Raw genomic sequence first — 12,116 nt, forward strand, 5'->3', positions numbered from 1 at the left:
ATGAACTTTTTAAAAAGGCTGGAAAATGAAATATTAATAGCTGACGGCGCAATGGGTACTCTCCTCTATTCATATGGGAAAGACAGTTGCATTGAACAGCTGAACCTTTCACACCCAGATCAGATTATGGATATCCATAAAGCCTATTTGGATGCTGGTGCTGAAATCATCCAAACAAATACTTATGCGGCTAATTATTTAAAGCTTAGCCGCTATGGACTTGAGGAATCTGTCAAAGAAATCAACAGCCGGGCTGTCCAGCTTGCTAAGCAAGCTGTTCAATCAAAGGCTTATATTGTTGGCAGCATGGGTGGGAATCGTGGAGTCAACCCACAGTCACTTTCAATGGAAGAAATAAAACGAAGCTTTCGTGAACAATTGTACTGTTTACTGCTAGAAGGTATAGATGGTATTTTACTAGAAACCTATTATGATTTAGAAGAGCTTGAATCCGTTCTTGCGATTGCTAGAAAAGAAACGGATATTCCAATTATTGCACAAGTTTCGATGCAGGAAGTTGGTTTACTTCAAGATCATACTACCTTAGGGGAGGCTCTCAATCGCCTAGAAGGCATAGGTGCAGACATTGTTGGTTTAAATTGCCGTTTTGGTCCCCACCATATGTTAAAGGCATTAGAACAAGTACCTATTCCGGCAAAGGCTTTTCTATCAGCCTATCCAAATGCCGGACTGCCTGCCTATACTGATGGAGTCTTTCATTATGATGGTGATGCTGACTATTTCCGAAAATCAGCGCAAGCCTTCCGTAAACAAGGTGTCCGCCTCCTCGGCGGTTGCTGCGGCACAACACCGGAACATATTCGTGCATTTGCGTTAGAGCTTAAAAGTGCCGAACCTATTCGTGAGAAGAACTTAAAAGTTAAGGAAGAAAGAATCATAGTTTCTCCGTCAACAACTGAACGTGAATTCCTTCCGTTGCAAAACATTGTAAAAGAAAGACCTTCGGTGATTGTTGAATTAGATCCACCAAAAAAACTAGATACAACCAAGTATTTTAAAGGTGTTGAAGCTTTAAAAGAAAAAGGCATTGATGCCATCACAATGGCTGATAATTCCCTTGCTTCACCAAGGGTATCTAATTCAGCATTGGGCTATTTGGTGAAGCAGCAAACCGGGGTACGACCGCTTATCCATATCACATGCCGTGATCGAAATATTATCGGATTACAATCCCATTTAATGGGATTACACACATTGGGATTACACGATTTGCTTGCGATTACCGGTGACCCGGCAAGAGTCGGGGACTTTCCTGGGGCTTCATCTGTATATGATGTTTCTTCTTTTGAGTTAATCCAAATGATTAAGCAATTTAACGAAGGACTATCATTTTCAGGAAAGGATTTAGGACAAAAAACATCGTTTTCCGTTGCAGCAGCCTTTAACCCTAATGTCCGCCAGCTTGATAGAGCAGTGGAAAGATTAGAGAAAAAAATAGCCTATGGTGCGGATTATTTTATTACCCAGCCTGTATATTCGGAAGACAAAATAATCAGTATATATGAGGAAACAAAGCATTTAGATACACCAATCTATATTGGTCTAATGCCATTAACAAGCAGTAAAAATGCGGAATTTCTGCATCATGAAGTACCTGGAATTAAGATTGCTGATTCAATTCGTAATTCAATGGCTGCTCATATGGATGATCCAATCAAAGCAGCACAGGAAGGAATCAATATTACAAAATCACTTATTGATACTGCTGCTGAGTTATTTAACGGGATTTATCTAATTACACCGTTTTTACGTTATGAAATGACCGCTGAATTATCAGAATATGCAAAACAAACATCAGAGAGATTAAGGAGGAAACACCGTGTCTAAAGCTTCAATCACAGAACAATTGAACAAGAAAATTCTCATAATGGACGGTGCCATGGGAACGATGCTCCAGCAAGCTAATCTTTCTGCAGAAGACTTTGGCGGAGAACACCTAGAAGGCTGTAATGAGAATTTAAACATCACCCGTCCTGACGTCATTGAGTCCATTCACAGACAGTATTTAGAAGCAGGCGCAGATATAATCGAGACCAATACATTTGGCGCCACGAGAATTGTTCTTGATGAATATGATCTAGGTGCCAAAGCTTATGAAATAAATAAAATTGCAGCACAAATTGCGAGACGTGCAGTAGATAGCATATCTACCCCATTATGGCCAAGATATGTTGCCGGCTCTATGGGACCTACCACCAAAACATTAAGTGTTACAGGCGGAACAACCTTTACTGAGTTAACCAGGGATTATGAGGAGCAGGCCCGCGGACTAATCGACGGTGGAGCTGAGGTTCTTTTACTTGAAACAAGCCAGGATTTACTAAATGTAAAAGCAGGCTTTCTAGGAATCCAACAGGCTTTTGAAAAAACGGGAATCACTCTCCCCCTCATGATTTCAGGAACCATTGAACCGATGGGCACGACTTTGGCCGGACAGTCAATTGAGGCATTTTATATTTCAATCGAACACATGAAGCCAATTGCCATTGGACTGAATTGTGCAACCGGTCCAGAATTTATGCAAGATCATATTCGTTCTTTGGCAAAGCTTTCCACCGCCGCTGTCAGCTGTTATCCTAATGCCGGTCTTCCAGATGAAGAAGGTCATTATCATGAAACCCCTGAGTCTCTTGCACAAAAGCTGTCAGGATTTGCCCAAGAAGGCTGGCTTAATGTTGTCGGCGGCTGCTGCGGTACAACACCTGAGCATATTAAAGCCATTTCAGAAGCTATGCAAGAATATAAACCAAGACAGCGTGAAGAACATATGCTTCACATGGTGTCGGGAATAGAACCATTTATTTATGATGACCCGACGCTTCGTCCCATTATGGTTGGTGAACGAACAAATGTCATTGGTTCAAGAAAGTTTAAACGCCTAATTGCTGAAGGGAAGTTTGAGGAAGCAGCCGAAATTGCCCGTGCACAGGTAAAGAAAGGTGCACATGTTATTGATATCTGCCTTGCAGACCCTGACCGTGATGAAATGGCTGATATGGAAAACTTTATTAAAGAGGTTGTAAAAAAGGTCAAGGTACCTCTTGTCATTGATTCAACTGATGATGCCGTGATTGAAAAAGCATTATCCTACTCTCAAGGTAAAGCCATAATCAATTCAATTAACCTTGAAGATGGTGAAGATCGGTTTAAAGCGATCGCTCCCCTTGTCCACAAATATGGGGCTGCTGTCGTGGTAGGAACGATTGATGAAAAAGGAATGGGTGTTACCGCCGAAAAGAAATTGGAAATAGCTGAGAGATCCTATCAACTGCTAGTGGAGAAATATGGAATTCCACCACAGGATATCATCTTTGACCCGCTTGTATTTCCTGTTGGAACCGGTGATGAGCAATATATTGGATCCGCTAAAGCAACGGTTGAAGGGATCCGGCTGATTAAAGAAAAATTCCCTGAAGTCCAAACCATACTTGGTGTGAGCAATGTTTCCTTCGGATTGCCGCCGGTTGGCCGAGAAATCCTAAATTCGGTTTATTTATATCACTGTACCTTAGCCGGACTGGATTATGCTATTGTTAACACGGAAAAGCTTGAACGCTTTGCATCAATATCAAAAGAAGAAGTCGCAATGGCCGAACGTCTCCTTTTCGATACAACGGATCAATCATTAGCTGAATTCACTGATTTTTACCGTGATAAGAAAAAAGAAACAAAAAGCGGCCTGCCAGATATGACGCTTGAAGAACGCCTCGCTTACTATGTTATCGAAGGTACAAAGGAAGGCTTGATTCAAGATTTGGAGCTGGCATTAGCAGAATTTCCAGCACCGCTTGATATTATCAACGGTCCGCTTATGGACGGTATGAAGGAAGTTGGCCGATTATTTAATGATAATCAATTAATTGTTGCTGAGGTTCTTCAAAGTGCGGAGGTCATGAAAGCCTCTGTTTCCTACTTAGAGCCGTATATGGAAAAGAATGATACAACGGCTGCAAAAGGAAAAATTGTTCTTGCTACTGTAAAAGGTGATGTCCATGATATTGGAAAAAATCTAGTTGATATTATTTTAACGAATAACGGCTATGAAGTAATCGATCTTGGCATCAAAGTGGCTCCTGCAGATTTAATTCATACGATTAAAAAAGAAAAACCTGATATGGTTGGGTTATCAGGCTTACTTGTGAAATCTGCCCAGCAGATGGTCATTACCGCTCATGATATGAAGCAGGCTGGAATTGACATTCCAATATTAGTCGGCGGTGCGGCATTATCAAGGAAATTTACCGATAACAAAATATCCAAAGAGTATGATGGTGTTGTTCTTTATGCAAAAGATGCAATGAATGGTCTAGCACTCGCGAACCAGCTTCAAGACCCAGCTGAGCTTGAAAAGCTTGTACAAGCCAAAATCGAAAAGGAAAATGCTGTACCTCTCGAGCCTTACGTGCGACCAACTGGCTCTGTTGCTGTGAAAGTCCGCAAAAAAGTTAATACAGATGCACCTGTTTTTGTTCCTCAGGATACATCACGTCACTTATTGAAGTCATATACCTTATCCCATGTGGAACCGTATATAAATAAGCAGACGTTAATTGGCCATCATCTCGGTTTAAAAGGGAAGCTTGAAAAGCTGTTAAAAGAAAGAGATGAAAAAGCACTGAAGTTGAACGATATGGTCAATGGATTAATCGAGGATGCTGTTACCAACAGTTGGATTACACCAGCTGCCGTTTATCAATTTTTCCCAGCACAATCAGACGGTGACAAAGTTCTGATCTATGATCCAAATGATACAGGAAAAGTGATTGAAACATTCGAATTCCCTAGACAGGAATCAGACCCTTTTCTTTGCTTAGCAGACTTTTTAAAACCAGTTGATAGTGGTGAAATGGATTATGTGTCTTTCTTTGCCGTTACGGCCGGTAAAGGAATCCGTCAAATTGCAGATAGCTTAAAGGATGAAGGTAAATTCTTGGAGAGTCATGCCCTCCAAGCGTTAGCATTAGAGACAGCTGAAGGGCTAGCTGAGTTAATTCACCGCCAAATTCGTGATCGCTGGGGATTCCCTGACCCTGTGAACTTTACAATGAAGGATCGCTTTGCTGCCAAATATCCAGGGCAGCGCTTCTCATTCGGCTACCCGGCATGCCCTGATTTAGAGGATCAAAAGAAGCTATTTAACTTAATTTCTCCTGAAGATATCGGGATTGAGCTTACAGAAGGATTCATGATGGAGCCTGAGGCAAGTGTAACAGCAATCGTCTTTGCCCATCCCGAAGCAAGATATTTTAATGTGTTACGATAAAGTAAAAAGAAATCGGTGTTATTTTAGCCGATTTCTTTTTTGTTCCATCACACTATAAATTCTCATTTTGCTGCGCTATTTCATCACCCGTTAGGAGGATATTGGCTTCTTCTATTCTCTTATGCTCGTCTACGGAATCACCTGGAACAATTTTATCATTTGGAAAAATGGATCCATTTTCAATCGTTACGGCTTCTTTTTTGGGGGCTGTTGTAAGATAATCCTTTGTTTTCGCTTTTGCCACAGCTATCACTCCTTACTATTTAGGCACTGCTTATGATTTATGGTCACCTTTAAGGGTTTCACTTATGTTTGCCATTTTTAACTAAAAAAAACAGCTTGCCATCAAAAAGATGACAGGCTGTTAACCTGACCCGTGCGATTTTTTTCATTTTGAGGGATGTTTTGCTCAATGTATTTTTCAATTTCAACAATTGCAGCTCCCAAATCATCTGCTTGGATTTCTGTAAATTCATTTTTGTATTCATGCTGTTTAAATTGATAGCGTGGATCATAATAAAATTCAAGTAATAGTCGTATGACCTCTTTATACTGCTGCTTTCTTGTATTTTCTAACAAATTGTTATAAATTTCTTCATTTTTTATGCGCCTTTGTAATAAATCGACCTTTTCTAGGATGGTATCATGAAACCACTGCTCATTTTCATTTGGTCTTACATACTCCTCATAAATACGCATGACTCTTGTTGCAATAGATGCTCGTAAATAGATATTTAATCCATGTATTTTTTTCTCATACAGCTCATCAGGCTGTCCAGCTTTTCCAATTCGCTTGCTTTCTGCCTCAACGATAAAATACGAAGAACCTTGTAGCTTCCGCAGGCTATCAAATAATAAGCTGTCAAAGACTTTTTGATTATTTCCATCAACAGCAAATCCTACAGTTCCAAAAAGCGATCCGCGGTGTGCAGCATACCTTTCTAAATCTAAGACAGGATAACCTTTTCTTTCCAGTTCTACTAGAATTTCCGTTTTTCCTGTACCTGTCATGCCATGCAATACAAGAGCCTGACCGGGTATTAACGCTGGAATCTGCTCTATTATATACTGTCGATACGCCCGATAACCTCCAGAAATGCGGATCGAATCAATCCCTGCGAAATCTAAGAAGGTCGCAACCGATGCACTTCTATTCCCTCCACGCCAGCAATATAAAACCGGTTGTTTTTTTTCTTCCTTTATTTCTTTAATAGTACCCAGAATATGCGCAAGCTTTGGGGAAACAATCTCCATTGCCCGCCATTTAGCCACTTCTGTCCCTTCTTGCTTATAAAGGGTTCCAACCTCTTTTCTCTCCTCATTTGAAAAAAGTGGAATATTGACTGCACCTGGAATTGACGCTTCCTCAAATTCACCTGGAGATCTCACGTCAACTGGTACAACATTTTCCATTTCTAATAATTCTTTAACCGTAATATCCTTCAAAATAACTGCCTCCACCTATTTCTTCACGTTAAAAAGGATATTAGTTATTCTAATATCCTTCTCGATTTCCTTGAGAATGATTGTTTGTCAATTCTTTTCGAATCTGTTCTTCTTCTTCCTTCACACATATATAAGCAATCTGTTCTTCTAAAAGATGATGAAAGATGTCTTTTTCATCAACGCATTCACTGTTTTTCTCCTCTTTCATGCCCATTCCCTCCGTTAACTTGTTTACGTATAATTTTTCACAATTATTGCAATCTTATACGTGGACATGCTGAGGAATGATAGGACTATTATTAAAAGTCAGAGTTACGTGAACTTTTTTCCTGTTAATTTCTCAAGAGCACGGCAAAGCTTTGTCCAGCCTTTCGGAAAACTTTGCAGCCCTTCACTTTTATATTTTTTAGATCTTGTTTGAAGACAAATAGACCAGCTCGTGCCATCGAGAACAATTCCATCCTTCTCGTAGTTTGATTGCCAGTCCCAAATATTTAAGCGGTATATCTCCTGCTTAAATTCATCTGTACTGCCGGGTGCCACAGGCCTATATTGTAAATCTGAGGATGGATCTAGATTTAGTTCAAAGAAGATAAACGTTTTACGAATAAAGTCCACTTTTACTTGTATCCAGGGACACCCACACTTTTCTATTTTTGCCGTTAATGAAACTATATTTCTTTCCGGCAGCAATGAAACAATATCGTTTTGAACATAAAAAAGGTCCCTTTTCCTACTTATGACGGATTTGATATGTGTTTGCTTTACAGGCTTGTCTCTTTCTTTCATAAATAGAGGGTCCTTATTTACTTGATGGCAAATAGAAGGAATACTCGCAGGTCCTGTTTGATCGAGATAAGAAAGAATCAATTCATACATATTCATTTTTTTGTACCTCCGAAAGATATCCTTTCATGATTATTTCTATTAATTACACACCATAATTTAGTAACACGATGAATAAAATATCTGCTTTACTTTATATACAAACAGTATACAGCAATCCCTTCTATTCATCTGTAACAATTGACACTAACTTATGGAATTAACCATCATGCTTTGGATATTTTCCGACAATATGGATAGCTTGAATAATCTTCTTATTAATCCACTTGAGATTTTCTTCTCTGTTTAAATACTCAAATACTCGATTTCGCCCTTCTTCAGTTGTTACATAATGACTAGGTAAATTATTTAAGCTTAGTGCAATGATATCATTTCTGCATTTAGCGCAATGACAGAATGTTTGATAATCAGGACTCATCATGAACACATTAACAAGCGTTGAGATTACTTCTTCCATCACATTCAAAAATCCTTTTTCCATCGTTTCGTCCAATCTAGAGTATTTTCATGCCTATACTAGTTTACCACTATCATACCATAGTATTTGTCCTTTTTACATGAATAGTAATTGGTTATCTGCCACATACTTATAATGATATCCTAAGGGGTATCACTAGTTTCAGCGATCCTAATGAAGAGGTGATTCGATGAGTTACAGAGATCATGTAGATTCTCACTCCGAGCTTTTCCTTCATACTTGGACGAGACCTAAGCATCAAAAGTCACAGGTGAATGGTCAAACAAAGAGAAGTCAAAATAATATTATTTTGCGAAGTAACGCGAAGGCCCATCATTGGTAAAAGCTGATACGTGTAGAGGGGAGCTGTCAAATCAGCTTCCTTCTTTTTGTATAAAAATCACCTAAATTGGAAAAGAATAGTTTTATGTACAACGAGTTTTTTATTATTAAAAATAATGTCAGATTTTGATGGCTTTTTTTTAATTATTCTTCCATTATTTGTGTTAAAATATTTAGAATAATATAAATTTGTGTGATACATCACATGTAAATAAATCCAGTATATTAAATAGTTCGGGGGTATATGATGGATATCCTGGTTACCAATCATCCATTATTTAAAACTAAATTACTTCAGCATATACAGTCACTAAGAGAGCAGCTTGTTCTTACCGGGCTAAAAGAAGGATTAAATAATGAAAAGACAATCCATCTTAGTCAAGAACTGGACGAGTATATCTATTTATATCAATCCTTTGAAAAACAAAGCTGTATCGGGACTTCCGATAATTAAATTCATTTGAATCATGAGACAGAAAAAGCCTAGACAAAACACGATACTGTTTGTCTAGGCTTCTCTAATGTAACTTTTTCTTTTTCATCACCTAAAGAATCTTAATCTCATGAATGTTTGAATACCTGCTGCCATTTAGATTTCTTTCTTTGTTAGAGACCAGCCATCCCCGAAAGGAGGCTTCCTAACGCAGCAATGCCTAATGTAATCAAGAAGAAAATAATAACGATTGTTATTGATACTGCTTTTGAAAGCTGTCCCACCTTATGTAAGCCAAGCGCAGTTAGAATCATCGTCCAAATACTAAATAACTCAAATGCCTCTATAATAGCTGATTTACTATTTAATACATAAGCCAGACTCGTAATATATCCCTCTGCACTGCTTGCACCGATTGCAGCCATTATAGCAAAATTCACCAATACTCCAATCGCACTAATAAATGAAATATGTGTATTCATGGAAAATAATTGTTTAAAGGATGTCTTTTTCCTAGCTATTTTTACAATAATAAAATGAATGAGTGATGAAAATAAAATAGCAAAAATGGGTGCTGCAAATCCTGATACTGCCGTTGTTGCTTTTGCTATAGCTAGTGTCATTTCAGCTTCCTGTGCCGTCATACCTGGAAGCATTAGATCATCCGCTGTCATCGACATCGCTATAATTAAATACGCTGCTATATTTAGTATGGTTACAACCAACAATGGTATCCAAATACGCGGGTTCTCACGAATTCTACTAAATTGCTCCCCTGGACGCCAAATCATTCCCAACAGGTTGGGACCTGGCTTTTTCGCCTGTACGTCTTTTTCCATCCCTAAAAACACTCCTTATGTATAATAATGAATCTACCTGTTATTGATACGGAAAGCTCGACAAAAAGTTTCATCTTTTGATGAAAGACAGAAAGCATTACGTTTTATTTACTATACTATTATTAAAGCAATAGTGTATCAAATGAAAAAAAACGTATCAAAGTACAGATACGTTTTGCTTTTGTTCTAATTCTAATTCATTTTCCAACCAATTACGAGTAGTTCTAATTAAGTCAGAAAAATGAACAGAATTCGAAATGGTGTGATTGGCACCGAGAATTTCATAACTTGTCGCTTTTCCGTTTAACCGTTTTGAAAATGCTGCTTCATATTCTTTTGCATATTTGACCGGTATATCCTCATCATCAGTACCATGTAAAATCAGTACATTTCCAGGAAAATGTGCGGCCATCTGTAATGGTTGATAGTAAGACAGCGATTCAAAAAATGGTTTTGTTAAGGAATAACCACAATAATCAACTTCTGCACCATTTTTTAACGATCGACCTTTTTCCTTCCCCACAATTCTCCTTATATCTTCATATGGATTTGCTACGGAGGACCAGAGAATTAACCGTTTAATACGCTTATCACCTGCAGCTGTTAAAACAACCGTTGCTCCACCTAAACTGTGTCCAAGTAAGGTAATCTGCTCTGGATCAATCTGTTGTAAATGACAGGCATAATCAATCACCGTTCTTAACTGATCAATAAAATCATGTAATCCTGTTTTTCCGTAATCCCCACTGCTTTCTCCGCAGCCCGAAAGGTCAAAACGTAAAACGATCGTTTGATCCTGATTTAACTCCTGCGCCGTTTTAACGAAAAGCCTGTCAACTCCAACTTTGCTTCCGATAAAGCCATGACAAATAATCACTAGGGGATATTTTTCTCCTTCAACCATATTTTCCGGATAATCAATACTAGCAGATAATGTTTCCTGTTTCCAATCAATGAATATTGATGTTTTCAAATAAATCTCCCCCTCTTCTTCTTGACATCCACTTAGTATTTCAAATATTTCATATGTGTTTACTTGGTTTTATAAGTAAAAAAATCTTCATTAAGTATATAAGATAACTATAATTAATGAAGATGTATTTGTCAATTAAATTCCGACTAATTTTATGTGTTTTTATAAAATTTACTTATCACTATTTTTTAGGGCATGTTCAAAGGGCGCGTAAAATTTCCCTTTCGGAGCAATGATATCAGAATCAGAAATTAACATTTCCCCCTCAACCTCGTATTCCGCTTCAGGAAAAAAGTCAAATAGTCCGCTATTTATATGCAGGTCAATAAAATAATCATATAATTCATACATCAACTGACGATATTCATCATAATCTAGAATTTCACCAAATTCATCCAGTTCGAAATTCTTTTTCAATGCCTCGTGAAATTCGAAATGATTGGCAGTAGCTATCTCTAAATCAACATCAGCACATTCCAAACAAAGAAGAATCTCTTCATCTTTTATTTCATCATATGATTTTTTTACGATTGACTGTAGTATTTCAATCACTTCTTGTTCGTTTACTAACTTTTTCGTTGTTTTTAGCATATATTCTCCCCCATTACTATATTTACTATTTTAAGGAGGAACATGATATTTTCAAGTAAGAAGCATTGAAAGATTGAGAGAAGGCGAGGAAATATTACAGAATCCAATACCGAATCGCTTCCGAAACTCCATCTTCTATATTTGATGCCGTTACCCAATCTGCCGACTCCTTCACTGCTTTCTGGGCATTTCCCATTGCAATGCCAAGACCAGATTGTTGAATCATCGCGATATCATTCAGACTATCCCCGATAGCCATCACATTTTCCATCGAAATATTAAGACGTTCACAAACCTTTACAATGGCACTGGCCTTATTGATTCCAGCCGCATTAATCTCAATATTAACAGGACTTGAATTACTAATTTCAAGTTGAGATTGATTTAACAGAAGCTTTAAGACCGATTCCCGTATCTCATCATCCTCGATTTCAAAACCAAATTTGAGCCATTGATGGTTGGCTATACATTCCGGTATTTGATTTCTCCATACATGATCAGTGCTTGTAGCCCAATAGTTTGTTTTGTATGATTGTGAAAGCTCCCACATCCATTGAACGAGTTCCGTTTGAAGAGGATTTCTCTCTAAAATCTGACCTCTTTCCCAAATCTCACTGCCATTGACAGTGATTACGTATGATAAAAGATTCAGGGACTTTGCATATTCTTGACAGGTCAGGATCGATCGGCCTGTACTTAGGATTACAGTTACTCCTTTTTCCCGTGCCTTCTTGATTGCTTGACGGTTCCCTTCTGATATTTCCTGCTTTTCATTTAAAAGTGTACCATCCATATCTAAAGCGATTAATTTGATATCTCTATTTAACTTATCATTCATCAATATTTCTCTCCCTTGCAAAAACATTGTTGTATTCAAGCTTAACATAGCCTTAAAAAAAGAAGAA

The 12,116-nt window shown here is 38.0% G+C and carries 13 protein-coding genes; 4 read left to right on the forward strand and 9 right to left on the reverse strand.

From position 1 onward, the window contains the following. Positions 1 to 1,848 carry a bifunctional homocysteine S-methyltransferase/methylenetetrahydrofolate reductase gene (locus tag ACHUFV_RS04495; protein WP_394232403.1) on the forward strand — a complete coding sequence of 616 codons (1,848 nt, stop codon included), beginning with the start codon at positions 1 to 3 and terminating at the stop codon, positions 1,846 to 1,848. A 40-nt stretch (positions 1,849 to 1,888) separates the two neighbouring features. After that, a complete protein-coding gene (metH, locus tag ACHUFV_RS04500; protein WP_394233380.1) occupies positions 1,889 to 5,284 on the forward strand; it encodes a methionine synthase in 3,396 nt (1,131 codons plus the stop codon). Between the two features lie 52 nt (positions 5,285 to 5,336). Here metH and ACHUFV_RS04505 read toward each other — a convergent pair whose 3' ends face one another. The 5 genes from ACHUFV_RS04505 to ACHUFV_RS04525 all read right to left on the reverse strand — a co-directional run bounded on the left by ACHUFV_RS04505 (position 5,337) and on the right by ACHUFV_RS04525 (position 8,057). After that, positions 5,337 to 5,528, reverse strand: coding sequence for a hypothetical protein (locus tag ACHUFV_RS04505; RefSeq protein WP_394232404.1), 192 nt, complete (start codon positions 5,526 to 5,528; stop codon positions 5,337 to 5,339). Positions 5,529 to 5,629: 101 nt separating this feature from the next. Next, positions 5,630 to 6,730 carry a tRNA 2-selenouridine(34) synthase MnmH gene (gene mnmH, locus ACHUFV_RS04510; RefSeq protein WP_394232405.1) on the reverse strand — a complete coding sequence of 367 codons (1,101 nt, stop codon included), beginning with the start codon at positions 6,728 to 6,730 and terminating at the stop codon, positions 5,630 to 5,632. 49 nt (positions 6,731 to 6,779) lie between these two features. Continuing rightward, on the reverse strand, positions 6,780 to 6,938 hold the full coding sequence (locus tag ACHUFV_RS04515; protein ID WP_394232406.1) for a hypothetical protein: 159 nt from the start codon (positions 6,936 to 6,938) through the stop codon (positions 6,780 to 6,782). Between the two features lie 104 nt (positions 6,939 to 7,042). Further along, positions 7,043 to 7,615 carry a hypothetical protein gene (locus ACHUFV_RS04520; RefSeq protein ID WP_394232407.1) on the reverse strand — a complete coding sequence of 191 codons (573 nt, stop codon included), beginning with the start codon at positions 7,613 to 7,615 and terminating at the stop codon, positions 7,043 to 7,045. Positions 7,616 to 7,775: 160 nt separating this feature from the next. Next, complete coding sequence (locus ACHUFV_RS04525) at positions 7,776 to 8,057, reverse strand: late competence development ComFB family protein (protein ID WP_394232408.1); 282 nt, start codon at positions 8,055 to 8,057, stop codon at positions 7,776 to 7,778. 166 nt (positions 8,058 to 8,223) lie between these two features. Here ACHUFV_RS04525 and ACHUFV_RS04530 point away from each other — a divergent pair, with 166 nt between their 5' ends. After that, the gene (locus ACHUFV_RS04530) at positions 8,224 to 8,376 is read left to right on the forward strand and encodes a YpzG family protein (protein WP_338452173.1); all 153 of its coding nucleotides are present in this window, start codon (positions 8,224 to 8,226) and stop codon (positions 8,374 to 8,376) included. A gap of 246 nt (positions 8,377 to 8,622) precedes the next feature. Continuing rightward, a complete protein-coding gene (locus ACHUFV_RS04535) occupies positions 8,623 to 8,829 on the forward strand; it encodes a Spo0E family sporulation regulatory protein-aspartic acid phosphatase (RefSeq protein WP_394232409.1) in 207 nt (68 codons plus the stop codon). Between the two features lie 152 nt (positions 8,830 to 8,981). On the opposite strand, the gene yknW is transcribed toward ACHUFV_RS04535, so the two are convergent. The 4 genes from yknW to ACHUFV_RS04555 all read right to left on the reverse strand — a co-directional run bounded on the left by yknW (position 8,982) and on the right by ACHUFV_RS04555 (position 12,049). Then, on the reverse strand, positions 8,982 to 9,647 hold the full coding sequence (gene yknW, locus ACHUFV_RS04540; RefSeq protein WP_394232410.1) for a YknW family membrane protein: 666 nt from the start codon (positions 9,645 to 9,647) through the stop codon (positions 8,982 to 8,984). Between the two features lie 157 nt (positions 9,648 to 9,804). Beyond that, positions 9,805 to 10,620, reverse strand: a complete 816-nt coding sequence (locus tag ACHUFV_RS04545; protein WP_394232411.1) for an alpha/beta hydrolase family protein — start codon at positions 10,618 to 10,620, stop codon at positions 9,805 to 9,807. A 171-nt stretch (positions 10,621 to 10,791) separates the two neighbouring features. After that, complete coding sequence (locus tag ACHUFV_RS04550) at positions 10,792 to 11,211, reverse strand: hypothetical protein (RefSeq protein WP_394232412.1); 420 nt, start codon at positions 11,209 to 11,211, stop codon at positions 10,792 to 10,794. Positions 11,212 to 11,305: 94 nt separating this feature from the next. After that, entirely contained in the window at positions 11,306 to 12,049 is a 744-nt protein-coding gene (locus ACHUFV_RS04555; RefSeq protein ID WP_394232413.1) for a Cof-type HAD-IIB family hydrolase, read from the reverse strand. Positions 12,050 to 12,116: the final 67 nt, after the last annotated feature.

The sequence above is a fragment of the Niallia oryzisoli genome (genome assembly GCF_043641075.1).
Lineage (GTDB): Bacteria > Bacillota > Bacilli > Bacillales > Cytobacillaceae > Bacillus_BD > Bacillus_BD oryzisoli_A.

Excerpts from the sequence above, each read along its gene's own strand:
- ACHUFV_RS04495 (WP_394232403.1), top strand. The coding sequence starts at position 1 with ATGAACTTTTTAAAAAGGCTGGAAAATGAAATATTAATAGCTGACGGC.
- metH (WP_394233380.1), top strand. The coding sequence starts at position 1,889 with ATGGACGGTGCCATGGGAACGATGCTCCAGCAAGCTAATCTTTCTGCA.
- ACHUFV_RS04515 (WP_394232406.1), bottom strand. The coding sequence starts at position 6,938 with ATGAAAGAGGAGAAAAACAGTGAATGCGTTGATGAAAAAGACATCTTT.
- ACHUFV_RS04520 (WP_394232407.1), bottom strand. The coding sequence starts at position 7,615 with ATGAATATGTATGAATTGATTCTTTCTTATCTCGATCAAACAGGACCT.
- ACHUFV_RS04525 (WP_394232408.1), bottom strand. The coding sequence starts at position 8,057 with ATGGAAAAAGGATTTTTGAATGTGATGGAAGAAGTAATCTCAACGCTT.
- ACHUFV_RS04530 (WP_338452173.1), top strand. The coding sequence starts at position 8,224 with ATGAGTTACAGAGATCATGTAGATTCTCACTCCGAGCTTTTCCTTCAT.
- ACHUFV_RS04535 (WP_394232409.1), top strand. The coding sequence starts at position 8,623 with ATGGATATCCTGGTTACCAATCATCCATTATTTAAAACTAAATTACTT.
- yknW (WP_394232410.1), bottom strand. The coding sequence starts at position 9,647 with ATGGAAAAAGACGTACAGGCGAAAAAGCCAGGTCCCAACCTGTTGGGA.
- ACHUFV_RS04550 (WP_394232412.1), bottom strand. The coding sequence starts at position 11,211 with ATGCTAAAAACAACGAAAAAGTTAGTAAACGAACAAGAAGTGATTGAA.
- ACHUFV_RS04555 (WP_394232413.1), bottom strand. The coding sequence starts at position 12,049 with ATGAATGATAAGTTAAATAGAGATATCAAATTAATCGCTTTAGATATG.